The sequence below is a fragment of the Hydrogenophaga sp. IBVHS2 genome, from assembly GCF_002127215.1.
Classification (GTDB): Bacteria; Pseudomonadota; Gammaproteobacteria; order Burkholderiales; family Burkholderiaceae_C; genus Hydrogenophaga.
The window spans coordinates 517,531-542,125 of sequence record NZ_NFUT01000001.1 but is presented as its reverse complement, the minus strand read 5'-3'; the positions used below and the strand labels follow the sequence as shown (position 1 = coordinate 542,125).

Here is a 24,595-nt window from a genome sequence, read left to right as displayed (position 1 = left end):
GGGCACCCCACCATGGCCGAGGTCGCCCAGGATGTGATCACCCTCTCGGGGGTGGTGGTGGTCGTGCTGGTGAACTACCTGCGCGAACACCAGGGCTGGGGCTGGATGCGGCTGGCCCAGGGGCCCGGTGCGCTCAAGGAGACGCCGGGCCTTTGCTTTTCCAAGGTCATGGGCAGCGGGCACGGGGGCGGCTTCGGCCTGCGCCCCAGCGCCAGCCACCAGGGCCTCATTGCGGTGTTCGATCATGCCGGCCAGGCCGACGCCTTCCTGCAGGGCAGCCATGTGCAGGGCATGCGCGAGCGCGCCGGCCAGCACTGGAGCGGCATGCTGGAGGTGGTGTCGGCCCGGGGCCACTGGGACGGCCAGGCCTGGGGCACCACGCCGGCCAGCCAGCTTGGCGCATGGACCCACGACATCCCGCCCGATCAGGAGCCCCGCCCGCTGGCGGTGCTCACCCGCGCCAGCATCCGCCCGGCCAAGGCCATGGCCTTCTGGCGCAACGCACCGCCCGCGCAGAACGCCATGCAGCGCGCCGACGGCTGCACCCTGGCCATGGGCCTGGGTGAAGCGCCGCTGGTGCGGCAGTGCACCTTCAGCCTGTGGCGCGACACCGCGGCCATGAACGCCTACGCGCGCCAGGGTGCCCACCAGACCGCGATCGAGGCGGCCTACCGGCACCAGTACTTCTCCGAATCCTTGTTCGTGCGCATGCGGCTGCTGGCCCAGCAAGGCGCCTGGCCCGCACCGAACGCCCTGGACACCCATCCCGTCACCGAGGTCAGCCCATGAACCGCCATCGCGTCGTCGTCGTGGGGGCCGGCATGGGCGGGCTGGTTGCTGCCCTGCAGCTGGCGGCCCAGGGCATGGACGTGACCGTGGTCGAAGCCGCCGGCGGCCCTGGCGGCAAGGTGCGGCAGATCGAGGTGGGAGGAGCGCCCATCGACAGCGGCCCGACCGTGATGACCATGCGCTGGGTGTTCGACCAGATCCTGGGGTCGGTCGGTGCCGACCTGGATGCCGAGCTGCAGCTGCGCCCCCTCAGCGTGCTGGCCCGCCACTGGTGGGACGACGGCAGCACGCTGGACCTGCACGCCGATGCGGCGCAATCGGCCCGTGCGGTGGGAGACTTCGCCGGCGCGGCCGAGGCCCGCCGCTTCACCGCCTTCTGCGCCCAGGCCCGGGAGGTCTACCGCGCCCTCGAAGGCCCCTACATCCGCGACCGCATGCCGGGCATGCTGGGCCTGTCCGCGCGTCTGGGCTTCAGAGGCATCGGTGCGCTGGCCGGTCTGGGTCCGATGGCCAGCCTGTGGCGCAGCCTGGGCCGGCACTTCCATGATCCGCGCATGCGCCAGCTGTTCGGGCGCTATGCCACCTACACCGGCTCGTCGCCCTGGCAGGCGCCCGCCACCCTGATGCTGATCGCCCAGGTCGAGCTCGACGGCGTGTGGTCCATCGATGGCGGCATGCACGCACTGGCCCGCTGCCTGGAACGGCTGGCGCGTCAGCACGGCGCGGTGTTCCGCTACCACAGCCCCTGTGCCCGCATCCAGACCGAGCGTGGCCGCACCAGCGGCGTGCTGCTGGCCAGCGGGGAACGGCTGGCGGCCGACAGCGTGGTCTTCAACGGCGACATCGCCGCCCTGCGCGGCGGCCTGCTCGGACCGCAGGTGCAGGACAGCGTGCCCGCCCGGGCCCAGCCGCGCTCGCTCTCGGCCCTCACCTGGTCCATCCACACGCCCACCAGCGGACTGGCACTGGACCGCCACAACGTGTTCTTCCGCAGCGATTACGCCAGCGAATTCCGCGACATCTTCGGCCACGGCCGCCTCCCTTCCCAGCCCACGGTCTATGTCTGCGCGCAGGACCGGGGCACGGGTTCCGTACCGCCAGGCGCCGAGCGCCTGCTGTGCCTGGTGAATGCGCCCGCCGTGGGCGACCAGCCGTCCCGATTCACCCCGCAGGAGATCGAACCATGTCAGACCGCCGCCTTCAACCTGCTGCGCCGGTGTGGGCTGCGCATCCGGCAGGCGAATCCGCCGTCGGTGCTCACCACGCCGGCGGATTTCCATCGCCTCTTCCCGGCCACCGGGGGAGCCCTGTATGGCCAGGCGACCCACGGCTGGATGTCGGCCTTCGCACGACCGAACGCCGCGACGCCGGTGGCTGGCCTTTTCCTGGCGGGGGGGAGCGTCCATCCGGGCCCGGGGGTGCCGATGGCGGCCCTCTCTGGCCTTCGGGCGGCCGAGGCCCTGCTGGAGAGCCGCGCTTCGACCCGGTGGTTCCCCCGGGTGGCTACCTCTGGTGGTACCTCGACGCCCTGAGCGACGACGGCCAGTACGGCCTGACCATCATCGCCTTCGTCGGCAGCGTGTTCTCGCCCTACTACGCCTGGGCGCGGCGGGGCGGCGCCACCACCAACCCCGACAACTTCTGCGCCCTGAACGTGGCCCTCTACAGCCGCCATGCGCGGCGCTGGACCATGACCGAGCGCGGTGCCGCCCACAACCACCGCGACCGCACCGAATTCCGCATCGGGCCGAGCCAGCTGCGCTGGAACGGTGACAGCCTGGTGATCGACATCGACGAGGTCGGCGTGCCCCTGCCGCGCCGGGTCAGGGGCCGCATCCAGGTGCACCCCATGCAGCTGTTCTCGTTCAGCACCCCGCTGGATGCCTCTGGCCGACACCGCTGGGGGCCGCTGGCACCGCAGGCCCGGGTGGAGGTCGACCTCAGCCTGCCCGAACAGCGCTGGCGCGGTCAGGCCTACCTGGACTCCAACGAGGGCGACGAACCCATCGAGCGCGCCTTCACCGAATGGGACTGGTCGCGCAGCCTCATGGCCGACGGCAGCACCGCCGTGCTGTACGACCTGGAGCCCACCCGGCCCGACGCCCGACTGCTGGCACTGCGCTTCGGCACCGACGGCGAGGTCACGCCCTTCGAGGCACCGCCGCAGAAGACACTGCCGCGCACGGCGTGGCGGCTGGCGCGGCGGCTGCGCAGCGACGGCCCGGTGACGGTGCACGAGCAGCTGGAAGACACGCCCTTCTACCAGCGCGCCGCCCTGCGGCACAGCCTGCTGGGCGAGACGGTGACCTGCTTCCACGAAACCCTGCATGTGCCCCGCCTGGTCTCGCCCATCGTGCAGGCCATGCTGCCCTGGCGCATGCCCCGGCGCACCTGACGGCCTTGCGGTGCGCGGCATGATCGCGGCATGAAACGCCATGCCCTGCCTGCCATCCTGGGCCTGTGGGTCTGGGCCGCAGCCCTGCCCGCTGCCGCTACCCCCACCGCCCCCGACACCGTGACCCTGGGTGCCCTGCGCTGGGACCGCACCGAGGTCAGCATCGCCCGCTTCGGCCGTTTCGTGGCCGACACCGGCACCCGCACCCGGGCCGAGGCCGAAGGCGGCGGCTTCGAGTTCGCCGGCGGCTGGACCCGCCGGCCCGGCTGGACCTGGCGCATGCCCGAGGGCCGCCCCGCCAGCGACGCCCTGCCCGCGGTGCACCTGAACTTCGACGAAGCGGCAGCCTTCTGCCGCTGGGCCGGTGGCCGCCTGCCCACCGCCGCCGAATGGGACAGCGCCGCCTACACCGAGCAGCGCGCCTCACCGCCGCCGCCCTTCCAGCGCGGCACCACCTACCCCTTTCCCACCGGCAGCAGCCCGGAGGGCGCCAACACCAGCGACAACGCCGGGCCCGACCGCTGGCCGACCGCGTCCCCCACCGGCGCCACGCGGGCCGGCGTGAACGGCCTGTTCGACATGGGCGCCAACGTGTGGGAATGGGCCAGCGACCAGCGCCCCGGCAGCGACGGCCCGGAGCGCCGCACCATGGGTGGCTCGTGGTGGTATGGCGCCAGCCAGATGCGCGCCGGTGTGGATGCCTGGAAGCCGGCCCGCTTTCATGCCGTGTACATCGGCCTGCGCTGCGTCTACCCGGCCGACGGGCCGGCCCCGACCCGGTGACGGCCGCCGTGTCCGATCGATCCGGCCTGCGCGTGCTGCTGCTGGGCGCCACCGGCACCATCGGCCAGGCCACCGCACAGGCCCTGCGGCGCCAGGGCCATGCGGTGGTGTGTCTGGTGCGCCCGCGCAGCGGCGTGGGCGGCCGGCTCGATGCCGCCGCCGCCGCCGCGCTGCTGCCGGGCTGCACCGTGCGCACCGGCGACCCGACACAGCAGGCGTCGATCGTGCGCGACGGCATGGCCGGCGAGCGCTTCGATGCGCTGGTGTCGTGCATGGCCTCGCGCACCGGCGCCCCGCTGGATGCCTGGGCCATCGACCACGGTGCCACGCTGCAGGCGCTGCAGGCCGCACAGGACAGCAGCGTGCCGCACATGGTGATGCTCTCGGCCCTGTGCGTGCAGAAGCCCTTGCTCGCCTTCCAGCAGGCCAAGCGGGCGGCCGAACAGGCGCTGATCGCATCGGGCCTGCGCTACAGCATCGTGCGGCCCACCGCCTTCTTCAAGTCGCTCTCCGGGCAGGTGGAACGGGTGCGGCGCGGCCAGCCCTTCCTGCTCATGGGCGACGGGCGCCTGACCGCCTGCAAGCCCATCAGCGACCGGGATCTGGGCGACTTCATCGCCAGCTGCCTGACCGACCCGCAGCGGCACGACCGGGTGCTGCCGATCGGCGGGCCGGGGCCGGCCATCACGCCGCGCGAACAGGGCGAACACCTGTTCGCGCTGCTGGGTCGCCAGCCCCGCTTCCGCGAGGTGCCGGTGTGGGTGCTGGACGGTGTGATCGGCGGCCTGCGGCTGGCTTCACGCCTGCGCCCGTCCCTGGCCGACAAGGCCGAGCTGGCCGGCATCGGGCGTTACTACGCGACCGAGTCGATGCTGGTGCTGAACCCGCTCACCGGCCGCTACGACGCAGACGCCACGCCGTCCACCGGGAGCGACACGCTGTGGGACCACTACGCAGCCCTGGCCCGGGGCGAGGCCGCCCCCGATCGCGGCGATCACGCGGTGTTCTGACCGGCCCGGCTGCGGCCGCGGTCAGGCCGACAGGCGCGCCGAGCCGGCGTGCCGATCGGCGCCGTTGTTGGCCGATGCGGTGTTCTGCTGTGCGCGGCGCTGCGCCATGCGCTGCTCCAGCCGCTGCACCTCGACGCGCTCGAACATCTCGATCATCCAGACCACGCGGTTGCGCAGCGGGCGCGGCATGGCCGACGGCAGGTCGTCCACCGTGGCCACGTGATCCACCAGATAGGCCACCGCCGCCAGCGGGTCCGCCTGCAGGCCGTGGCGGTCCACCCGCTGCGTGCCCTGCCACGCCCGCGCCGAGGCCAGGGCGGCCAGCACCAGCTTGCGCGCGGTGGGCACCACGCTGCGCTGGCGCAGCGGGTCGATGGACTGGCGGCGTATCCGGGTGCCGATGTCGGCATAGATCAGGCGGGCAGCCAGGATGGCGGCGCGGCAGTCGCGCGGCAGCAGGGCCACGCCCAGCGTGGCCCGACGGTACAGGCGGTCGGCCTCGTCCAGCAGGCGCAGCACCACCGACTGCAGGGCCGCTGAGCCGACAGGCGCGGTCAGCCAGGCCTCGGGGTCGATGCCGGCCTGGCGCAGCCACTGGCGCGGCAGGTACAGGCGGCCGTTGCGGGCATCGTCGCCCACGTCGCGGGCGATGTTGGTCAGCTGCATGGCCACACCCATCTCGCAGGCACGGGCCAGGGCCTGCGGGCTGCGCACGCCCATGAGCCAGCACATCATGGCGCCCACACTGCCGGCCACGCGGGCGCCGTAGTCGTGCACTTCTTCCAGGGTTTCGTAGGTGCGGCCTGCGGCATCCCAGGCAAAGCCGTCCAGCAGCGCATCCAGCCAGGGACGCGGCAGGTCGTACTGCCGGACCACGGCCGCCAGGGCCCGGTCTTCCACGGCCGGGCCGGGGCAGCCGGCATAGATCGCATCGAGCCGGCCGGCCAGCAGCGAGCGGCTCTCCGCCGGGGCCAGACCGGCCTCGTCCACGATGTCGTCGGCCACGCGGCAGAAGGCATACAGCGCGATCGAGGCCGGGCGCACCCGGGCCGGCAGCAGCCGGCTGGCGGCAAAGAAGCTGCGCGAGCCGGTGCGCATGAGGGCCACGCAGGCCTGCAGGTCGGCCGCGGGATCGGGGGTACGGGCGGTGACGTCGTGTTCGGTCATGGGCATGGGCGGGTTCAGAGCGGGTGCATGGCCCGGTGGGCCACCGCATGCGGCACCACCGAATCCAGCGCCTTGGCCGACATCAGCACGCCGGGCACGCCCGCGCCCGGGTGGGTGCTGGCGCCCACCATGTACAGGCCGGGCAGGTCTTCGCTGCGGTTGTGCGGGCGGAACCAGGCGCTCTGCAGCAGCAGCGGCTCCAGGCCGAAGGCCGCACCCTTGAAGGACAGCAGGCGGTCGTGGAAGTCCTGCGGCGTGGTGATCAGCGAGGCGGTGATCTCGGTCTGGAAACCCGGCAGCACCGTGTTCTCCAGCACCCGGGCCACCGCATCGCGGTAGGGCGCGGCCTGCACCGACCAGTCGGTGCCGCTGTCCAGGTGCGGCACCGGGGCCAGCACATAGAAGGTGTCGCGCCCCGGCGGGGCCATGGACGGGTCGCTGGCCGTGGGCCGGTGCAGGTAGAGGCTGAAGTCCTCGGCCAGGTGGTGGTTGCGGAAGATGTCGTTGAGCAGCTCGCGGTAGCGCGGGCCCAGCAGCATCATGTGGTGCGGCACGTCCGGGTAGGAGCGGCGGGTGCCGAAGTACCAGACGAACAGGCTCATGGAATAGCGGCCGCGCTCGATGCGCCGGTCGGTCCAGTGGTGGCGGTGCTCGGACTCCACCAGGTGGCGGTAGGTCCAGGCGGTGTCGGCGTTGGACACCACGATGTCGGCGTCGATGCGTTCGCCGCTGGCCAGGGTCACGCCACTGGCGCGTCCGCCGCTGACCTCGATGCGGCGCACCTCGGCATTGCAGCGCAGCGTGCCGCCCTGCCCTTGCAGCAGGCCCACCAGCCCCTGCACCAGCCGGCCGGTGCCGCCCAGGGCCCAGTGCACGCCGAAGCGGCGTTCCAGCGCATTGATCAGGCTGTAGATGCAGGTGACCGAGAACGGGTTGCCACCGATCAGCAGGCTCTGCAGGCTCAGTGCCGCACGCAGCTTGGGGTGCTTCACATGGCTGGCCACCATGGCGTGCAGGCTGCGCCAGCCGCGCATCTTCAGGATCGCCGGGCTGGCCCGCAGCAGGTCGCCCACGGTGTCGAAGGCCTTGTCGCCCAGCGCCTCGAAGCCCAGCTGGTAGCAGCGGTCGGCCTCGGCCACGAAGCGGTCGTACCCGGGCAGGTCGGGCGCGTGGATGCGGGCGATCTCGGCGCGCTGCTTGTCCAGGTTGCCGCTGTAGTCGAAGTGGCTGCCGTCGTCGAAACGGATGCGGTAGAACGGATCGAGCGCCTTGAGCGTGACCTCGTCGTGAAAGCTGCGGCCGCACAGGGCCCACAGCTCCTCGAACAGATAGGGCACGGTGATGATGGTCGGACCGGCATCGAACACATGGCCGGCCTGCCGGTGCACATAGGCCCGACCGCCCGGCGCATCGAGCTTTTCGAGCACCGTCACGCGCCAGCCCTTGGCGCCCAGGCGCACCGCAGCGGCCAGGCCGCCGAAGCCGCTGCCGATCACGATGGCGTGCGGCGCATCCGGGTCGGCCTGTGCCACCGGACCGGGGATCGGCGCCGGCGCGGAAGGCTCCGGAAAGCCGTCCATGAAACCTTCGGGGGTGCGGTAAGCGTTCATGGCATGGCCCAGGACCAGAGTTTCTGCATGGGCGTGGGAAACGCCATGATCAGGTGTTCGACGATGGCCAGCCCCAGCAGCGCGGCCAGCAGCACCCAGCCGGTGGACACCACGGTCTCGCCGTGCTGTGCCCGCCAGACCAGACCGACCCAGATCGCGATCGAGACACCGACACTGAGGAAGAAGAACAGGCTCAGCGGGCCGCGCCGGAAGTAGCTGGCCAGATACCGCAGCCGCGCCGGCAGGTACTGCTCGCCGGTCTCGGGCACGCCCAGGAACAGGTTGAGCTTGGCCGAGAAGCGCATGAACCACAGCACGGCAAAGGTGCACAGCGCCACATGGCTGCCGTGGGCCGGCTGCATCCACCACAGCAGGCCCAGGTGGGCAGCAAGAGCCAGCTCGTGCCACAGCACCGCCTGGGTGGACTGCACGAAGCGCGGCCAGCCGCGCACACCGGCGTCCAGCGCCCGGCGCCGCGGTCCGGCCAGCCAGCCGGTGAGGAAGGCCATCTCGTGCCAGGCCCACATGACGATCACGCTGGCAAAGGCCAGGTAGGCCCCCTGCTCGGACGGATCGCGCATGCTGATGCGCGCGGTCCAGAAACTGGCGCCCAGCAGCACGGTGAGCCCGGCCATGCTCCAGGCGAAGGTGACCGGCGGGCGCCGCACCAGCCACAGGATGGCCCCCGTGCCGAACCACCAGCACAGCAGCGCGAACAGCGCCGGGGCGATGACGGTCATGAGGGCATCGGCCATGGTGCAGGCCTGGTGCGGATCACCACACCGGCTGCATGCGGATCTCGCGGGGCAGCTCGTGGTGGATCACCGGTTGCAGGAACAGCCGGCCGAAGGTGAAGGCCGCGCGGACCGCACAGCCGGCCAGCTGCAGCCGGCCCACCAGGCCACCCCGGGCCCGCGCCCGGTCGGCGGCCAGCGAGGTCTGCAGCAGGCTCTCCAGCCCGCGGCGGAACACCGGGTTGTCGATGTCGACCTCGATCGGGAACACCTGACGGCAGATATCGCTGGTGATGCGGAACACCTCGTAGTCGTAGGTGGTCGACTCCAGCCCCATGGCCTCGTGCAGCAGCGGCCGGGTGTGGTCGCGCACGTACATGGTGGCGTAGACCGCCAGGATGAAGAAGCGGATCCACAGCTTGTTGGCACCACGCAGCAGCTCCGGCTGGGCGCGCATGATGAGTGCGAAGGACTCGCCGTGCCGGAATTCGTCGTTGCACCAGCGCTCGAACCAGCGAAAGATCGGGTGGAAGCGCTTGTCCGGATGGCGCTGCAGCTGGCGGAAGATGGTGATGTAGCGGGCGTAGCCGATCTTCTCCGACAGGTAGGTGGCGTAGAAGATGTACTTGGGCTTGAAGTAGGTGTAGGCCTTGACCTTCTTGAGGTTGCCCAGGTCGATGCCGAGGTTGAAGTCCTTGAGCGACTGGTTGATGAAGCCGGCATGGCGCGATTCGTCGCGCGCCATGTAGGCCATCAGCTGCTTGATGTCGGGGTTGCTGACATGCTTGCGGATCTCGTTGTAGAGGATGCAGCCCGAGAACTCCGAGGTGCAGGAGCTGATGAGGAAGTCCAGGAACTCCTGCCGCAGCTCGGGCGTGAGCTGGGGCATGAGCGTGCGCAGTTCCTCGGCAAACGCCGCATCCCGCTTGAAGTGGTCGTGGTTGGTGTCGCCCTCGTACTCCGCCATCATGGCGTCCCACTCGGCGCGCACCGGGCTCACGTCGAGCCGGTCCATGGCCTTGAAATCGGTGGTGTAGAAGCGCGGCGTGAGCATGGTGCTGCGCGCGGCCAGGGCGGTGGCGTCCTCGGTGGTGCTGAGGTGGACCATCAGCTGGTCGAGGGGATCCTGGTGGCTGTCGATCATGGTGTGCCTCCGGCAGTGGGGTTCGGGATTGAGGCGGACGGGGTCGATGGGCGCAGCCGTGCGAACACGGCGGCGTTGGTCGGCCCGAAGGATTCGAGGTTGATGCGGTCGCCGGTGACCGGATCGAGCAGCACCAGGCGGCCGTCGGTGTGGCCGGTGAGCACGAAGGGCTGCTCCGGCCCCTGGCCGGCACGCTGGCGGCTGCGGGCCAGGGCCCGCAGGCTGCCGCGCAGGAAGCCCTGCTGGCCTTCGAAGGTGGCCACGGTCTGGCCGCTGGTGGTGTCGGTCACCGCAATATGGCCTTGCGGTGTGTCGTCGAAGCGCAGCTGGCGCTGCCACAGCACATCGGCACCGGCCGTCTGCACCGCCGGCCGGGCTGCGGCGTTCATGTGGGCCATGCGCTCCCAGGCCACCACGGCCAGCGTGGTCAGCAGCAGCAGGCCCAGGGCATAGATCGGCCAGGGCGTGACGTTGCCGAACGGGGCATCGTGGTGGTGCGAGCTCATGCGGTCACCGCCTCGGGCTGGCGCTGGGGTTCGGCCACCGGTGCGGTGGCAGGCACCGCCGGCTCGAGCTGGACCACCTGGGACTGCGGGTGCACCGCCATCCACTGGCGCTGGATCAGCGCGCCCACGGCGGCGGCGTCGGTGATGCAGCGCAAGGTGGGCTGCGGCCGGCGCACTTCCCAGGCCCGCGCATGCGGCCACAGGTGGAAGTAGCCGATGCGCTCGTTGGCCACCAGATTGAGCGCGATGTCGCCGGTGCGACCGTGTGGATTGAGGGCGGCCGACGCGATGCGCGGGAGCGGCAGGTTGAAGGTGAGCGTGAGCACGATGCCGATGCGCATGACGATGCGCCGGTCGGTCACGGTGTAGAGCGTGGTGCGCGAGGACATCCAGGCGGTGGCCGCCAGCAGGGCCAGCGCCACGGAGGCCAGCACCAGGCTGGTCACCACCGAGGCGATCTGGAACCGGCCCGGCTCGCCCACCAGGTACAGCACCTGGATGGTCAGCATGACCGCGAAGTACACCGCGATCTTGCGCACGTGGAAGGCGTGGATGGCCAGCGAACGCCAGTCGGGGCGGCCCTGCCACAGGAGCTGTTCGCCCCGGGGCAGCGGCTCGGGCAGACCCGGCGCCGCTTCGAACTCGTGTTCGTGGCCGGCGTTCATACCAGCGGCTCCTGGCGCTGCGGCGTGGCGTACAGGGTGCCGGCGCCGTAGTAGGCCGAGATCTTTTCCTCTTCGAGCAGGGTCACCTGGTCGGGGTTCTTGAGGGCCGGCACGTTGCCGAACTGGTCGGACAGCAGGGCATGCACCTCGACGCGGTCCTTGCGGATGCGGGCAAAGGCGATCGGCAGCAGCACGGTGCGACCGTTGACCAGCTCCACCTCGATGTAGCGGAACATCATCTCGCAGCGGTCGACCCACATGTCCTTGACGCGGCCGGCGGCCTCGCCATCGGCGCCCAGCACCGGCAGGCCGCGCGGATCGGTGTCCTGTCGGGCCACGCCATGGTCGGTGGCCACCCGCAGCGGAACGATCTTGGGCCCGCCGTGCAGCAGCATGTCGGGATGGTCGGCACGGGCCGCCCAGGCACCCGGACCCACGCCGGCCAGCAGCGGATCGCCCACCGGCTCCAGGGGTGCACCGTTCCAGCCGTGGATGGGCTGGGCGGTGTAGGCGCCGTCCGGACGGTTGTGGTCGGGGCTCAGGGCCTCGCGGCCGTCGGCCAGCTTGTAAGCGATGGGCTCGGCCACCGGCCAGCCGGTGATCTTGGGGCCGTTCTCGCGGCCCGGGTCCATGGGATAGCCCTCGCGATGGCTCTCGCGCTGGAGGTACCAGATGAGGCCGAAGAAGAACAGCCAGAAGGCATAGAGCACGAGCTGTGCCACGTCGACGTACTGGGTGATGGCGCCTGTTTCCATGATGGACTCCTTGTGGGCGGGGCTTGGCTGCGGGGGCAGTTCGGTGGATGAAACGGTGAAAGGGCGAAAACGGTGGCGGGCGGAATCAGCCGGGCAGTTCGGCCAGGCCGATGGGCTGGTGGCGGCGGGGGGGCCGGGCAGAGGGGGTCGATCGGCGCACCAGGGGTCCCAGGGCGATCAGCACCACGAACAACAGATAGATCTCGACGTGGAACACCACGCTGTAGCCGGTGGCCGGCGAATCGAGCGGGCCGGAGAGCCAGCCGGCGTTCACCATGCCGTCGACCAGGTCGCGCAGCACGCCGCCCACGGCCATCGACAGCCCGGCCGCGGTGGCCTGCACTGCGCCCCAGGCGCCCAGCACCAGACCGGTGTGTTCCGGCTCGGGCAGGTCCATGGCGGTGAGCAGCATGCCGACCGAGAACAGGCCACCGGCAAAGCCGATGAGCGCGGCACCGCACTGGAACATCAGTGGCGACTGCAGCGGGGCAGAAAAGATCACGCAGGCAAAAGCTGGCAGGCCGAGCAGGGTCCCAAGCGCCGCCAGGCGGATGGAGTCGAGCCCGCGTGATGTGAAACGCGCCGAGAAGACAAAGGCCAGCAGGGCACCGCCGGCACTCATGGCGGTCAGTGCGCTGGTCAGGCTCACGTCGAGCCCCAGCACCTGCCCGCCGAAGGGTTCGAGCACGATGTCCTGCATGCTGAAGGCCACGGTGCCCAGGCCCACGGTCCACAGGAAGCGGCGGATGCGCGGGATGGCCATGAGGCGCTGCCAGCTGCGGCTGAAGCCGTCGGGCGCGCGCTGCCCGCGGCGGGCCTGGCGCGGCTCCTGCTTCCACAGCGACGCGACATTGAGCACCGCCACCACCACCGCGGCGCCCTGCACCACCTGCACCAGGCGGGTCGGGGAGAACGCCTGCAGGATGTGGCCCAGCAGCGCGCTGCCCAGGATCATGCCCACCAGCAGCATGCTGTAGAGCAGGGCCACCACGCGCGGCCGCTTGGCCACCGGCGCCAGGTCGCTGGCCAGCGCCATGCCGGCGGTCTGGGTGATCTGCATCCCCGCCCCCACCAGCAGGAAGGCCAGCGCCGCACCGATGCGACCGGCCCAGACGCTGGCGTCGTCCACCGTGAGCAGCAGCAGGGCAAACGGCATGATGGACAGGCCGCCGAACATCAGCAGCGTGCCCATCCACATGTAAGGCATGCGGCGCAGGCCCAGAGGCGATGGGTGCGTGTCGCTGCGGTAGCCGATGAGCGCGCGCAGCGGTGCAAACACCAGCGGCAGCGCCACCGACAGGGCCACCCACCAGGCCGGCACACCCAGCTCCACGATCATCACCCGGTTGAGCGTGCCCACCAGCAGGGCCATGGTCATGCCGATGGCGGCCTGGAACAGCGACAGGCGCAGCAGGCGCCCCAGCGGCAGATCGGGCGAGGCCGCATCCGCGAAGGGCGCGTAGCGGCGCGTGAGCTGCACCGCCCATGCCGGGGAGAGCATGCGCATGAGGTTCACCGGCGCCACTCCCAGGCCTGCGAGGTGTAGAAGCCGCTGGCCACGCGCTGCCGGCGACCCTCGATCCAGCCGCGGGGCGACAGGGCCAGCGACAGACCGGCGCGCAGCAGCGGCTCGGCCACCGGCGTGAGGGCCGGCGAGCGGTCGCTGCGCGGAAACAGCCGGCCCACGCTGTGCATGGCCGCCAGCAGCGGCGTGCGCGGCGCAAAGGTGAACAGCATGCTGCGCCGGGTGCGCGACTCCAGCCGGGCCAGGGCCAGCACCATGTCGTCGGTGTCGTAGTGGATGAGCGAGTCCATGGCCACCACATGGTCGAAGCCGCCGAAGCCTTCGTCGAGCATGTCGCCGGCCTGGAAGTCGATGCGGCCGCAGCCGGTGGCCTGCGGGGTCTCGTTCCAGCGGTCGCGGGCCAGCTGCACCAGCGTGGGCGAGAGGTCGATGGCCACCACGTCGGCGCCGCGCCGGGCCGCTTCCATGGCCAGGGCACCGGTGCCGCAGCCGGCATCGAGCAGCCGCAGGCCGCGCATGTCATGCGGCAGCCAGCTCAGCAGGTTCTCGCGCATCTGGTCGCGGCCGGCGCGCACCGTGGCGCGGATGCGGCCCACCGGCGCGGTGGAGGTCAGGCGTTCCCAGGCCTGCACCGCCGTGCGGTCGAAGTAGGTCTCGATCTCTTCACGGCGCTCGATGTAGCGGCTGGAGGCGTTGCGCATGTCCATGACGATGTCCTTCAGTCGTAGCCCAGCAGGTCGAAGATGTCGCGGTCGCGCATGGGCACGGCCGGCAGCGGGTCGCCGCCCAGCCACATGGCGGCGGCCAGGCGCATGTACTCGTCGCGCACCGCCTGGACTTCGGGCGAGTCCTCCATCTCGAACAGGGTGGACTTTTTCAGACGGCTGCGGCGGATGGCGTCCAGGTCGGGGAAACGCGCCGCCAGCTTCAGGCCGGTCTTCGCGTTGTACTTGTCGATCTGGTCGGTGCCGGCGCTGCGGTTGGCAATGACGCCGCCCAGCCGCACGCCGTAGTTCTTGGCCTTGGCCCCGATCGCCTGCACGATGCGGTTCATGGCGAAGATGGAGTCGAAGTCGTTGGCGGTGACGATCATGGCCCGGTCGGCGTGCTGCAGCGGGGCCGCAAAGCCGCCGCACACCACGTCGCCCAGCACGTCGAAGATGACCACGTCGGTGTCTTCGAGCAGGTGGTGTTCCTTCAGCAGCTTGACCGTCTGGCCCACCACGTAGCCGCCGCAGCCGGTGCCGGCCGGCGGGCCGCCGGCCTCCACGCACATCACGCCGTTGTAGCCGGGGAAGACGAAGTCCTCGACCCGCAGTTCCTCGGGGTGGAAATCGACCGTCTCCAGCACGTCGATCACGGTGGGCAGCATCTTCTTGGTCAGGGTGAAGGTGCTGTCGTGCTTGGGGTCGCAGCCGATCTGCAGCACCCGCTTGCCCAGGTGCGAGAACGCGGCGGACAGGTTGGAGCTGGTGGTGCTCTTGCCGATGCCGCCCTTGCCATAGATGGCAAAGACCTTGGCGTTGCCGATCTTGATGTTCGGGTCGAGCTGCACCTGCAGGCTGCCCTCACCGTCGGGGGGACGGCCGGACCGGGCCGGGGTGCGCCTCAGCTCGGTCACGGGGATGCTGGTTTCCATCATGCGGGGGCTCCTTCGAACACGCCTTCCAGGCGGTCTTCCAGTTCTTCACTGGCTTGTCGCAAGGCTTGCAACACTTGGGGATCGGGGTTCCAGAACTGACGTTCCGACGCCTCGATGAGGCGGTGGGCCACACGCGCGGAGGCGGTGGGATTGAGTTCGGCCAGGCGCTGGCGCATGGCGGGATCGAGCACCAGGGCCTGGGTGAGCTGCTCGTACACCCAGGGCTGCACCTGCCCGGTGGTGGCCGACCAGCCCATGGTGTTGGTCAGGTGCACCTCGATCTGGCGCACGCCTTCGTAGCCGTGCTGCAGCATGCCTTCGGTCCACTTGGGGTTGAGCATGCGGGTGCGGGTTTCGAGCGCCACCTGTTCGTTCAGGGTGCGCACCGTGCCGCCGCCGTGGCTGTCGCGGGTCTGGTCGCCGATGTAGACCGGCGCCACCTGCGCGCTGCTGCCCTGCACCCGGGTCTTGGCGCGCTGGATGGCGCGGCTCACGCCGCCCAGGGTGTCGAAGTAGGTGTCGACCGTGGTCACGCCCAGCTCGACCGAATCGAGGTTCTGGTAGGCCAGCTGCACATCGGCCAGCATGGTCTGCAGGAGGGCACCCTGCTGCACCGCGCGGCCGGCGCGGCCGTAGGCAAAGCCCTTGCGGCGGCTGTAGGTCTCGGCCAGTTCGTCCGGGTCTTCCCAGCGGCTGTTGTCGATCAGGCTGCTGACGTTGGCGCCATAGGCGCCTTCGGCGTTGCCGAACACCCGCAGCGAGGCGGTCTCCAGATCGCAGCCGTGCTGGGCCATGTAGGCCAGCGCATGGCGGCGCACCGCGTTCCGATCCAGCGGCTCGTCGGCGCTGGCGGCCAGGAAGGCGGCCTCGGCCAGCAGGCGGATCTGCAGCGGCAGCAGGTCGCGGAAGATGCCCGACAGGGATATCACCACGTCCACCCGGGGACGGCCCAGTTCGGCCAGCGGGATCAGTTCGGCACCGGCCAGACGGCCGTAGCCGTCGAAGCGGGGCCGGGTGCCCAGCAGCGCCAGGGCCTGGGCGATGGGGCCGCCCTCGCTCTTGAGGTTGTCGGTGCCCCACAGCACCATCGCAATCGATTCGGGAAACAGGTTGCCGTCGGCCATGTGGCGTTCGATCAGGCGTTCGGCCTGGCGGGCACCGTCCTTCACCGCGTAGGCGCTGGGCATGCGGAACGGGTCGAAGCCGTGCAGGTTGCGGCCGGTGGGCAGGATGTCGGGGGTGCGCAGCAGGTCGCCGCCCGGGGCCGGACGCAGGAAGCGACCATCGAGGGCGCGCAGGATGCCCTGCATCTCGTGGTCCTGCACCAGCAGGGCGTCGGTGGCGGCCAGGGTGGTGAGCACCGCCAGGTCGGTGGCGCTGCCTTGTCCGGCCGGGATGGCCTCGGCGGCCCGGGCGGCATCGGCGCCGCCCACCAGGGCCGTCAGTGCCGGACGCAGCCGCTGCGAGCCGGCCGGCTCGCCATGCGAGGCCTCGGCACACGACAGCAGCAGGTCCACCCGCTCGGCCGCGCTGGGCACCTGCCCCACCACATGCAGACCGCAGGGAATGAGGGTGTATTCCAGCTCCAGCAGCGATTCGGTCAGGCGGGCCACGGTGGCATCGGCTCCGCTGTCGGACAGATCGGTCCAGGCCGGCTCGGCGGTGGCCAGATCGAGCGCCAGGGCCTGGGCCTGCATCATGGCCAGCAGCTCGGCGCGCTCGCGCTCGCCGCTGGCGTCCGGTGCCAGACCCCGAAAGCGCTCCAGCACTTCCTTGAGCTCGACCAGGCCCTTGTACAGGCCGGCCTGGGCCACCGGCGGCGTGAGGTAGCTGATCAGCGTGGCGGCCGCGCGGCGCTTGGCGATGGTGCCTTCGGAGGGGTTGTTGGAGGCGTACAGGTACAGGTTGGGCAGGTCGCCGATGAGGCGGTCGGGCCAGCAGTCGGCGGTCAGGCCGGCCTGCTTGCCGGGCATGAATTCCAGCGCACCGTGGGTGCCGAAGTGCAGCACCGCATCGGCCTTGAAATCTTCGCGCAGGTAGCGGTAGAAGGCACAGAAGGCGTGGGTGGGTGCAAAGCCATGTTCGAACAGCAGGCGCATCGGATCGCCCTCGAAGCCCATGCCGGGCTGTATGCCCACGAACACATTGCCGAACTGCGCACCCAGCACGAAGATCTGGCTGCCGTTGCTCAGCTGCTGGCCCGGCGCCGGGCCCCACTGCTTCTCGATGGCCTTGAGCCAGCGTTCGCGCCGCACATGGTCGTCGGCATCGATGAGGGTGTGCACATTGGCCGGTGCACCGTACTGCTGGGCGTTGCCGCCGATCAGGGCCTCGCGCAGCGCGTCCACCGTGGCGGGCACCTCCACCGTGTAGCCGTCGGCCTTCATGGCCTTGAGGGTGTTGTGCAGCGACTCGAACACGCCCAGGAAGGCGGCGGTGCCGGTGTTGCCGGCGTTGGGCGGAAAGTTGAACAGCACCGCGGCCACCTTGCGCTCGGCGCGCTCCCGGCGGCGCAGGTCGATCAGCCGGCCCACCCGGGCGGCCAGGGCGTCGGCCCGCTCGCTGCACACCTGCATGTCGTGCGCCAGCTCGGCGTGTTCGAAGCGGCACTGGCGCGAGCAGCCGTTGCAGCTCACGGCCGACGGGCTGCCGCGCCCGCCGAACACCATGGAGCCGGTGGCGCCGTCGAGTTCGGGGATGGCCACCATCATGGTGCTCTCGACCGGCAGCAGGCCGCGTTCGGAAGCGCCCCAGTGGTCCAGCGTCTGGAACTCCACCGGTGCCACCGACAGGTAGGGCACGTCCAGCCGGGCCAGCACGTCCTCGGCCGAGGCGGCGTCGTTGTAGGCCGGGCCACCGACCAGCGAGAAGCCGGTCAGCGAGACCAGGGCATCGATTGCCGGACGGCCCTCGCGGAAGAAGAAGGCATCGATGGCCGGGCGGTTGTCCAGCCCGGTGGCAAAGGCCGGCACCACGCGCAGGCCGCGCGCTTCCATGGCGGCGATCACGCCGTCGTAGTGGCCGGTGTTGCCGGCCAGCAGGTAGGAACGCATGACCAGCAGCCCCACGGTGCCGCGCTCGCCACGCGTGGCCACGCCGGGCAGGTCGGACAGGCTGGCCGACAGGCGCTGGGCCATGCGGGGGTGGTAGACGCCCACCTCGGGGTATTCCAGCGGATCGGCCGGGCTGGCCAGGTCGCGCAGCGGGCGACGGGGGCCGTCCGCATAACGGCCGATCAGGCTGTGCACCAGCGAGACCATGTTGGCCTCGGAGCCGGCCAGCCAGTACTGCATGGCCAGGAAGTAGGCCCGCACGTCCTGTGCGGTGCCCGGAATGAAGCGCAGCAGCTTGGGCAGGCGGCGCAGCATCTTCATCTGGCGCGCACCGGCGTTGTTGCGGTCCTGCGGGGTGGTGTCGGCGTCGGTGGCCGGCTTGCCGCGCAGCTTGCGCAGCAGCGCCATGGGGCCGCTGACCGGCCCGCTCATGTCGAAGCGGCCCATGCGCGTGAGGCGCGTGACCTCGCTGGCCGACATCAGGCAGACCATGGCGTCGCACTGGCTGCGGCGGGCCTGCAGCGCGGGCAGCACCGGCAGGAAATGGTCTTCCATGAACAGCATGGACACCAGCACGATGTCGCCGCGGCCGATGTCGGCCACGCAGCGCTGCAGGGCTGCCGCGTCGTCGGCCCACTCGCTGGCGGCATGCACCGACAGCGACACGCCGGGCAGCTGCCGTGACAGGGTGCGGTGGGCCCGCTCGGCCGCACTCGCCAGGTGGCTGTCCATGGTGACCAGCACCACGCGCAGGCCTGGGGCGGCTTCAGCGGCTGAAGTGGGCTTTGGCATCGTAGAGGGTCTCCAGGGTGATGGAGGGCAGGCCTTTGTCCCTGGCGTACAGCTCTGTGTTGCGGCGGGCCTTGCCGCGAACGAAAAACGGGATCTTGCGCAGCTCGCGCTCGGCGTCGGCCTGCCATGCGGGCGGACCGTCGTGGGGGGCTGCGGGTGCGGCTTCAACGGCCACCAGCACGGGCTCGGGCTCCAGCTCGGGCTGGGCCGCCGCCGGCTGCGGCCGCACCGCACCGCCCAGGTGCGAGGGCGCGGCATCGGCATGGAACTCCGCATCGCCGCGGAACATGCCGATCAGGTGTTCCTCCAGGCCCATCATCAGCGGATGGACCCAGGTGTCGAACAGCACGTTGGCGCCCTCGAAGCCCATCACCGGCGAATAGCGGGCCGGGAAGTCCTGCACATGGACCGGGGCCGAAATGACGGCACACGGAATGCCCAGCCGCTTGGCGATGTGGCGCTCCATCTGCGTGCCCAGCACCAGCTCGGGCTGGAGTTCGGCGATGCGCGCCTCGACCTCGAGGTAGTCGTCGCTGATCAGGGCCTCGATGCCCAGGCGGGTGGCGCAGGCGCGCACCTCGCGGGCGAATTCGCGGCTGTAGGTGCCGATGCCCACCACGGTGAAGCCCATTTCCTCGGCCGCGATGCGGGCGGCCGCCACGGCGTGCGTGGCATCGCCGAACACGAACACCCGCTTGTGGGTGAGGTAGGTGGAATCGACCGAGCGGGCGTACCACGGGGCCCGGGCGCCCTGCCCCTGCAGCACCGGCTCGGGGTCGACCCCGGCCAGCTCGGCCACCTCGCGGATGAAGTCGCGTGTGGCCCCCATGCCCATGGGCACGGTGCGCGTGAAGGGCTGGCCGAAGGTGCGCTGCAGCCAGCCGGCCGCCACCGAGGCGATCTCGGGGTAGAGCACCACATTGAAGTGGGCTTCGCCCAGCGTGGCCAGCTGGGCCACGGTGGCGCCCTGCGGGGCCACCACATGCACGTCGACGCCGAGCGCATCGAGCAGGCGGGTGATCTCGGTCAGGTCGTCGCGGTGCCGGAAGCCCAGCGCGGCCGGGCCCAGGATGTTGCAGCGCGGGCGCTGGCCGGGCTGGCGCGGCAGCGGGCGGCGCTGGGTGTCGGCCAGCTGGCGCACCACCTGGTAGAAGGTTTCGGCGGCGCCCCAGTTTTCCTTGCGCTGGTATGAGGGCAGTTCCAGGGCCACCACCGGAATGCCCAGATTCAGGGCCTTGCTCAGACCGCCCGGGTCGTCCTGGATGAGCTCGGCGGTGCACGAGGCTCCCACCAGCAGCGCGTTGGGCTTGAAGCGGGCCACCGCCTCGCGGGCCGAGCTCTGGAACAGCTCGGCCGTGTCGCCGCCCAGGTCACGGGCCTGGAAGGTGGTGTAGGTCACCGGCGGGCGCTTGGCGTCGCGCTGGATCATGGTGAACAGCAGGTCGGCGTAGGTGTCGCCCTGCGGCGCATGCAGCACGTAGTGCACATCGGCCAGCGCGGTGGCGATCCGCATCGCGCCCACGTGGGGCGGTCCTTCGTAGGTCCAGAGGGTGAGCTGCATCTCAGGCCTCCAGCCAGCGTTGCGGGGTGGCATCGGCGTCCAGCAGCGCCCGGCGGCGCAGCGGGCGGGCGAACAGTTCGGCCAGATCACCGGCCTGCTCGTAGCCATGGATGGGGGTGAAGACCAGTTCGATGGCCCACTTGGTGGTCATGCCCTCGGCCTCCAGCGGGTTGGCCAGGCCCAGGCCGCACACCACCAGATCGGGCCGGGCGGCGCGGCAGCGATCCAGCTGGCGCTCCAGGTGCTGACCCTCGGACAGGGGGGTGCCGGCCGGCAGCAGGGCCAGCTCGGCCGCCAGATGGGCGCGGTGCAGGTAGGGGGTGCCCACCTCGCCGAGCTGCATGCCGAGTTCGCGGCCCAGAAAACGGGCCAGGGGAATCTCCAGCTGCGAGTCCGGGAAGAAGAACACCGAACGCCCGGCCAGCACCTCGCGCTGGCGCGCCAGCGCCGCCTGGGCCCGCTGGCGCGGCGCGGCCGTGACGGCGTCGAAGCGTTCGCGCGGCACACCGAAGGCCTCGCAGGCCGCCAGCAGCCAGCCGGTGGTGCCCTCCTCGCCCAGCGGAAAGGGTGCCGGCAGGCGCTGCGCACCGCGCTTGTCCAGGGCGGCGGCCGTGTCGCCCAGGAAGGGCTGGGCCAGCAGGTAGCGGGTGTTGGGGCCCACCGGCGGCAGGTCATTGGCCTGCCGTGCCGGAAAGAAGCGCACCGGACCGATGCCCAGCTGCGCGAACAGGCGGGCGAACTGGTCTTCCACCACATCGGCCAGGGCGCCCACCACCAGCAGCTCGGGGGCGGCCAGGGCATCGGGCGTCGGCAGCACCGGCACCATGGCGGCCAGGCAGGCGTCCTCGCCCTGGGTGAAGGTGGTCTCGATCCCGCTGCCCGAGTAGTTCAGCACCCGGGTGGACGGATGGTGGCGGGTGGACAGGCGCAGGGCCGCGCGCGAGAGGTCGAGCTTGATGACCTCCGACGGGCAGGAGCCCACCAGGAACAGCAGGCGGATGTCGGGGCGGCGCTCCAGCAGGCGGTCGACCACGCGGTCGAGTTCGTCGTTGCAGTCGGCCAGACCGGCCAGATCGCGCTCGTCGATGATGGCGGTGGCAAAACGCGGCTCGGCGAAGATCATCACGCCGGCCGCACTCTGGATCAGGTGGGCACAGGTGCGGGATCCCACCACCAGGAAAAAGGCGTCCTGGATCTTGCGGTGCAGCCAGATGATGCCGGTCAGACCGCAGAACACCTCGCGCTGGCCGCGCTCGCGCAGCACCGGGGCGTCGCTGCAGCCGCCGGAGCGGCCTGGCGCGTCGAGCGAGCGGATGGGGATGGATGCATTCATGCCGGCACCCCCTGCAGCCGCGCCATGCGCAGCTTGACGATGAACTGGGCCGCATTGACGACGTAGGCGGCATAGGCGGCCAGCGCCAGCCACATCAGGCCACGGGCCTCCAGCCAGCCGCCGGCCAGGGCGGCCAGGTAGGCGGTGTGCAGCGCCAGCACCAGCATGCTGAACACGTCTTCCCAGTAGAAGGCCGGGGCGAAGAGGTACTGGCCGAACACCACCTTTTCCCAGATGCACCCGGTGAGCATGATCAGGTAGAGGGTCAGGGTCTTGACCACCACCGACACCGTGGCCGCCCATTCGCCCTGCCCGGTGGCCAGGAAACGCAGCACCAGCACGAGGCTGACCAGGAACACCAGGAACTGCACCGGGGCCAGCACCCCCTGGACCAGGGTCCAGGCGGAGGCGTCGCGGCGCTGGCGCTGCGCCGGGGTGTAAAGCGGCCGACCCCGGGGGGACGGTGCGGTGCGGATGGGCATGAAGCCTGTCTCCTGGAACGTGATGACCCAATTTAGGTGGTACACGCCCAAGTGTCAACTTAAATTGACGCAAAAAGAATTTGACACCCCAAACCAAGGGAGTACAGTTTTCGTATGCCGTGAACGGACACGAATCCGTTATGGACGGCATCTCAGCCGGTGGTGCACAGTGCAGCCGGCGCAACGAGCCCTAGGTCGCAAGCAATTCCGGCCCTCGGTGATTCAGCCGACACGCAGGAGACGACCATGGCCCAGCAACACCAGCCCGATTCCCGAGAACCGCCCGAGATGGCCGACGCCGGGGTCGAGCCGTTGCGTGCCACCCTGATCAACCGCACGCTGGCGCTGGACATCATTCCCCGGCTGGTGCGCAACCACGCCCAGTCGCCCCGCCGCATGCCGGGCCGTCCGGGTCATCCCGGCGCGATCCAGCCGGACGAGGTGGCGCTGTTCGCCCGCATGGTGCTGCATGGCGACGATCGGGCCCTGAACGACTGCGTGGTCGCCCTGCGCGAGCGCGGCGTGCAGGTGGAAGCCATCTTCCTGGACCTGCTGGCGCCGGTGGCCCGGCTGCTGGGCCACCGCTGGGTCACCGACGAATGCACCTGCACCGATGTGGCCATCGGCCTGGGCCGCCTGCAGCAGGTGGTGCGGGACCACAGCGCGTCGCTGGTGCAGCAGCGCCAGGCCCTGACCCTTGAAGGCCGGCGCATCCTGCTCACCTCCGCCCCGGGCGAGGTCCACACCCTGGGCCTGAGCATCGTCAGCGAATTCTTCATGCGCGCCGGCTGGGACGTCGACGCCCATTTCATGCCCACCGAGCCGGTCTCGTGGCAGGTGCAGTCCACCTGGTACGACGTGGTCGGTTTCACGGTCGGCAGCCTCGAGGGCCTGGAGCCGCTGGCCCGGGCCATCGAGTCGGTACGGCGCCAGAGCCTGAACCGGTGCGTCTCTATAATCGCCGGCGGCCCTGTTTTCGCCACGTACCCGGACGCCTGGGAACGCATCGCGGCCGACGAGATCATCACAGACGGTGCGTCAGCCCCACGCATCGCCGAGCGTCTTGTCTGCGGTCAACCGCACGCCTGAATGCCTTTCGGCCCCCCCTGACCTGGTCCCAACAGAAAGAACAACATGCCCCAGGCGACGTCCGAGTCTGCCGAGCGATTTTTCGATGCACCCGAGCGTTTCCTGAGCGGTTTGGCTGCCGACGTGGTGGCCGAACTGGTCAGCACCGCCACCGACATCGTGCTGGTGCTGGATCCTGCAGGAACCATCGTCGACCTGGCCTGCCGGGGCGACGCACCGTCCAGCCTGCAGCTGGCCGGCTGGCTGGGACAGCGCTGGGTGGACACGGTGGCCACCGAGAGCCGGCCCAAGATCGAGCAGCTCATGGGGCAGATCGAGGCCCCGGCCGGCCAGGCCGGCGCGCCGGAGGTCATGCGCTGGCGCCACGTCAACCACACCCTGCCCGACGGCAACGAATGGCCGGTGTCTTACACCCTGGTGGCCATCGACCGGGACGGTGTGGACCCCGGCCAGGGCGGCTGGCGCCTGGCTTTCGGCCACGACCTGCGCAACCAGATCACGCTGCAGCAGCGGCTGGTCACCGCCCAGCTCTCCATGGAGCGCGACTACTGGCGGCTGCGCCAGGTCGAGACCCGTTACCGCCTGCTGTTCCAGATGGCCTCCGAGCCGGTGCTGATCCTGGCCGGCGCCATGGACCGCCTGGCCGAAGCCAACCCGGCCGCCTACGAACTCTTCGGCGAGCGCATGCGCACGCCGAGCTGGTCGCTCACCGACGGACTCGATGAGGCCAGTGCCCACGCCCTGCGGGAGATGATCGAGCGCCTGCGCGTGAGCGGCCGCGCCGATCCCTGCAGCGTGCGCCTGCGCGACGGCACCGAGGACATGCTGGTGGCCGCCTCGCAGTTCCGCCAGGACAACCAGCAGCACTTCCTGCTGCGCTTCACCCGCCCGCTCGACAGCATGGCCCCGGCCCTGGCGGCAGGCCGGCAGCAGCTGTTGCAGGTGATCGACGGTGCCCCCGATGCCGTGGTCGTGACCGATCTGGACGGCCGCATCCTGAGCGCCAACCGCAGCTTCCTCGACCTGAGCCAGCTCGGCACCGAGGAACAGGCCCGCGGCGAGATGCTGGACCGCTGGCTGGGCCGCACCGGCGTGGACATGCGGGTGCTGATCACCAACCTGCGCCAGCACGGCACGGTGCGGCTGTTCGGCACCCAGATGCGTGGCGAGTTCGGCTCCACCACCGACGTCGAGCTGTCGGCCGTGGCGGTGCACAACGGCGTGCAGCGCTGCCTGGGCTTCACCATCCGCGACGTGGGCCGGCGTCTCGGCCTGGACGGTCGCGGGGGCAAGGAACTGCCCCGTTCGGCCAGCCAGCTGACCGAGCTGGTGGGCCGCCTGCCGCTGCGCGACATCGTGCGGGAAACCACCGACCTGATCGAGCAGCTGTGCATCGAGGCGGCGCTGGACCTCACCGGCGACAACCGGGCTTCGGCTGCCGAGATGCTGGGGCTTTCGCGCCAGAGCCTCTACATCAAGCTGCGCCGCTTCGGCATCAAGGACAGCCCTGGCGACGAATCCCCGGCCGCCGATCCATCCGAATGACAGATCAAGTGTCAA

At 70.7% G+C, this 24,595-nt stretch carries 21 protein-coding genes; 7 read left to right on the top strand and 14 right to left on the bottom strand.

The genetic code is table 11. From position 1 onward, the window contains the following. Positions 1–12 precede the first annotated feature (12 nt). The 5 genes from CAP38_RS02685 to CAP38_RS02665 are packed head-to-tail and all read left to right on the top strand — an operon-like array spanning position 13 to position 4,977. Positions 13–789, top strand: a complete 777-nt coding sequence (locus tag CAP38_RS02685) for a hypothetical protein (protein ID WP_086119317.1) — start codon at positions 13–15, stop codon at positions 787–789. Beyond that, positions 786–2,321, top strand: a complete 1,536-nt coding sequence (gene crtD / locus CAP38_RS02680; protein WP_086119316.1) for a 1-hydroxycarotenoid 3,4-desaturase CrtD — start codon at positions 786–788, stop codon at positions 2,319–2,321. Before CAP38_RS02685 ends, crtD begins: the two co-directional genes overlap by 4 nt. Further along, positions 2,276–3,184: a carotenoid 1,2-hydratase gene (locus tag CAP38_RS02675; RefSeq protein ID WP_256924218.1), complete on the top strand. Its 909-nt coding sequence runs from the start codon at positions 2,276–2,278 to the stop codon at positions 3,182–3,184. The genes crtD and CAP38_RS02675 overlap by 46 nt, the downstream gene beginning before the upstream one ends. Before the next feature lie 30 nt (positions 3,185–3,214). After that, positions 3,215–3,967, top strand: coding sequence for a formylglycine-generating enzyme family protein (locus tag CAP38_RS02670; RefSeq protein WP_086119315.1), 753 nt, complete (start codon positions 3,215–3,217; stop codon positions 3,965–3,967). A gap of 8 nt (positions 3,968–3,975) precedes the next feature. Next, positions 3,976–4,977, top strand: a complete 1,002-nt coding sequence (locus CAP38_RS02665; protein ID WP_256924217.1) for an NAD(P)H-binding protein — start codon at positions 3,976–3,978, stop codon at positions 4,975–4,977. 21 nt (positions 4,978–4,998) lie between these two features. Here CAP38_RS02665 and CAP38_RS02660 read toward each other — a convergent pair whose 3' ends face one another. From CAP38_RS02660 to bchF, 14 genes are all read right to left on the bottom strand, one after another. Then, positions 4,999–6,150 (bottom strand): phytoene/squalene synthase family protein, encoded by a 1,152-nt coding sequence (locus CAP38_RS02660; protein WP_256924216.1) that lies wholly within the window; start codon positions 6,148–6,150, stop codon positions 4,999–5,001. 8 nt (positions 6,151–6,158) lie between these two features. Further along, the gene (locus CAP38_RS02655) at positions 6,159–7,754 is read right to left on the bottom strand and encodes a phytoene desaturase (protein WP_256924215.1); all 1,596 of its coding nucleotides are present in this window, start codon (positions 7,752–7,754) and stop codon (positions 6,159–6,161) included. Further along, the gene (puhE, locus tag CAP38_RS02650) at positions 7,751–8,509 is read right to left on the bottom strand and encodes a putative photosynthetic complex assembly protein PuhE (protein WP_256924214.1); all 759 of its coding nucleotides are present in this window, start codon (positions 8,507–8,509) and stop codon (positions 7,751–7,753) included. The genes CAP38_RS02655 and puhE overlap by 4 nt, the downstream gene beginning before the upstream one ends. A gap of 19 nt (positions 8,510–8,528) precedes the next feature. Next, on the bottom strand, positions 8,529–9,632 hold the full coding sequence (gene acsF / locus CAP38_RS02645) for a magnesium-protoporphyrin IX monomethyl ester (oxidative) cyclase (protein WP_256924213.1): 1,104 nt from the start codon (positions 9,630–9,632) through the stop codon (positions 8,529–8,531). Continuing rightward, the gene (gene puhC / locus CAP38_RS02640) at positions 9,629–10,138 is read right to left on the bottom strand and encodes a photosynthetic complex assembly protein PuhC (RefSeq protein WP_086119313.1); all 510 of its coding nucleotides are present in this window, start codon (positions 10,136–10,138) and stop codon (positions 9,629–9,631) included. Before puhC ends, acsF begins: the two co-directional genes overlap by 4 nt. Further along, positions 10,135–10,803, bottom strand: a complete 669-nt coding sequence (puhB, locus tag CAP38_RS02635; RefSeq protein ID WP_086119312.1) for a photosynthetic complex putative assembly protein PuhB — start codon at positions 10,801–10,803, stop codon at positions 10,135–10,137. The genes puhC and puhB overlap by 4 nt, the downstream gene beginning before the upstream one ends. After that, positions 10,800–11,558, bottom strand: a complete 759-nt coding sequence (gene puhA / locus CAP38_RS02630) for a photosynthetic reaction center subunit H (protein ID WP_086119311.1) — start codon at positions 11,556–11,558, stop codon at positions 10,800–10,802. Before puhA ends, puhB begins: the two co-directional genes overlap by 4 nt. An 85-nt stretch (positions 11,559–11,643) precedes the next feature. Next, positions 11,644–13,065, bottom strand: coding sequence for a BCD family MFS transporter (locus tag CAP38_RS02625; RefSeq protein ID WP_086119736.1), 1,422 nt, complete (start codon positions 13,063–13,065; stop codon positions 11,644–11,646). A 5-nt stretch (positions 13,066–13,070) separates the two neighbouring features. Continuing rightward, positions 13,071–13,790, bottom strand: coding sequence for a magnesium protoporphyrin IX methyltransferase (gene bchM / locus CAP38_RS02620; RefSeq protein ID WP_256924211.1), 720 nt, complete (start codon positions 13,788–13,790; stop codon positions 13,071–13,073). An 11-nt stretch (positions 13,791–13,801) separates the two neighbouring features. Continuing rightward, the gene (bchL, locus tag CAP38_RS02615; protein ID WP_256924275.1) at positions 13,802–14,722 is read right to left on the bottom strand and encodes a ferredoxin:protochlorophyllide reductase (ATP-dependent) iron-sulfur ATP-binding protein; all 921 of its coding nucleotides are present in this window, start codon (positions 14,720–14,722) and stop codon (positions 13,802–13,804) included. Continuing rightward, positions 14,722–18,570, bottom strand: a complete 3,849-nt coding sequence (locus tag CAP38_RS02610) for a magnesium chelatase subunit H (RefSeq protein WP_086119309.1) — start codon at positions 18,568–18,570, stop codon at positions 14,722–14,724. Before CAP38_RS02610 ends, bchL begins: the two co-directional genes overlap by 1 nt. After that, a complete protein-coding gene (gene bchB / locus CAP38_RS02605) occupies positions 18,545–20,131 on the bottom strand; it encodes a ferredoxin:protochlorophyllide reductase (ATP-dependent) subunit B (protein WP_086119308.1) in 1,587 nt (528 codons plus the stop codon). The genes CAP38_RS02610 and bchB overlap by 26 nt, the downstream gene beginning before the upstream one ends. A 1-nt stretch (position 20,132) precedes the next feature. Next, complete coding sequence (locus CAP38_RS02600; RefSeq protein WP_086119307.1) at positions 20,133–21,464, bottom strand: ferredoxin:protochlorophyllide reductase (ATP-dependent) subunit N; 1,332 nt, start codon at positions 21,462–21,464, stop codon at positions 20,133–20,135. After that, positions 21,461–21,946 (bottom strand): 2-vinyl bacteriochlorophyllide hydratase, encoded by a 486-nt coding sequence (gene bchF, locus CAP38_RS02595; protein ID WP_086119306.1) that lies wholly within the window; start codon positions 21,944–21,946, stop codon positions 21,461–21,463. Before bchF ends, CAP38_RS02600 begins: the two co-directional genes overlap by 4 nt. A 246-nt stretch (positions 21,947–22,192) precedes the next feature. On the opposite strand from bchF, the gene CAP38_RS02590 reads away from it, so the two are divergent. Continuing rightward, positions 22,193–23,035, top strand: coding sequence for a B12-binding domain-containing protein (locus tag CAP38_RS02590; protein ID WP_086119305.1), 843 nt, complete (start codon positions 22,193–22,195; stop codon positions 23,033–23,035). A 45-nt stretch (positions 23,036–23,080) separates the two neighbouring features. Continuing rightward, positions 23,081–24,580 carry a transcriptional regulator PpsR gene (gene ppsR, locus CAP38_RS02585; protein WP_086119304.1) on the top strand — a complete coding sequence of 500 codons (1,500 nt, stop codon included), beginning with the start codon at positions 23,081–23,083 and terminating at the stop codon, positions 24,578–24,580. Positions 24,581–24,595: the final 15 nt, after the last annotated feature.

Coding starts and splice junctions, on each gene's coding strand:
- CAP38_RS02685 (WP_086119317.1), top strand. CDS start 13: ATGGCCGAGGTCGCCCAGGATGTGATCACCCTCTCGGGGGTGGTGGTG.
- crtD (WP_086119316.1), top strand. CDS start 786: ATGAACCGCCATCGCGTCGTCGTCGTGGGGGCCGGCATGGGCGGGCTG.
- CAP38_RS02670 (WP_086119315.1), top strand. CDS start 3,215: ATGAAACGCCATGCCCTGCCTGCCATCCTGGGCCTGTGGGTCTGGGCC.
- CAP38_RS02660 (WP_256924216.1), bottom strand. CDS start 6,150: ATGCCCATGACCGAACACGACGTCACCGCCCGTACCCCCGATCCCGCG.
- CAP38_RS02655 (WP_256924215.1), bottom strand. CDS start 7,754: ATGAACGCTTACCGCACCCCCGAAGGTTTCATGGACGGCTTTCCGGAG.
- puhE (WP_256924214.1), bottom strand. CDS start 8,509: ATGGCCGATGCCCTCATGACCGTCATCGCCCCGGCGCTGTTCGCGCTG.
- acsF (WP_256924213.1), bottom strand. CDS start 9,632: ATGATCGACAGCCACCAGGATCCCCTCGACCAGCTGATGGTCCACCTC.
- puhC (WP_086119313.1), bottom strand. CDS start 10,138: ATGAGCTCGCACCACCACGATGCCCCGTTCGGCAACGTCACGCCCTGG.
- puhB (WP_086119312.1), bottom strand. CDS start 10,803: ATGAACGCCGGCCACGAACACGAGTTCGAAGCGGCGCCGGGTCTGCCC.
- puhA (WP_086119311.1), bottom strand. CDS start 11,558: ATGGAAACAGGCGCCATCACCCAGTACGTCGACGTGGCACAGCTCGTG.
- CAP38_RS02625 (WP_086119736.1), bottom strand. CDS start 13,065: ATGCGCATGCTCTCCCCGGCATGGGCGGTGCAGCTCACGCGCCGCTAC.
- bchM (WP_256924211.1), bottom strand. CDS start 13,790: ATGGACATGCGCAACGCCTCCAGCCGCTACATCGAGCGCCGTGAAGAG.
- bchL (WP_256924275.1), bottom strand. CDS start 14,722: ATGGAAACCAGCATCCCCGTGACCGAGCTGAGGCGCACCCCGGCCCGG.
- CAP38_RS02610 (WP_086119309.1), bottom strand. CDS start 18,570: ATGCCAAAGCCCACTTCAGCCGCTGAAGCCGCCCCAGGCCTGCGCGTG.
- bchB (WP_086119308.1), bottom strand. CDS start 20,131: ATGCAGCTCACCCTCTGGACCTACGAAGGACCGCCCCACGTGGGCGCG.
- CAP38_RS02600 (WP_086119307.1), bottom strand. CDS start 21,464: ATGAATGCATCCATCCCCATCCGCTCGCTCGACGCGCCAGGCCGCTCC.
- bchF (WP_086119306.1), bottom strand. CDS start 21,946: ATGCCCATCCGCACCGCACCGTCCCCCCGGGGTCGGCCGCTTTACACC.
- CAP38_RS02590 (WP_086119305.1), top strand. CDS start 22,193: ATGGCCCAGCAACACCAGCCCGATTCCCGAGAACCGCCCGAGATGGCC.
- ppsR (WP_086119304.1), top strand. CDS start 23,081: ATGCCCCAGGCGACGTCCGAGTCTGCCGAGCGATTTTTCGATGCACCC.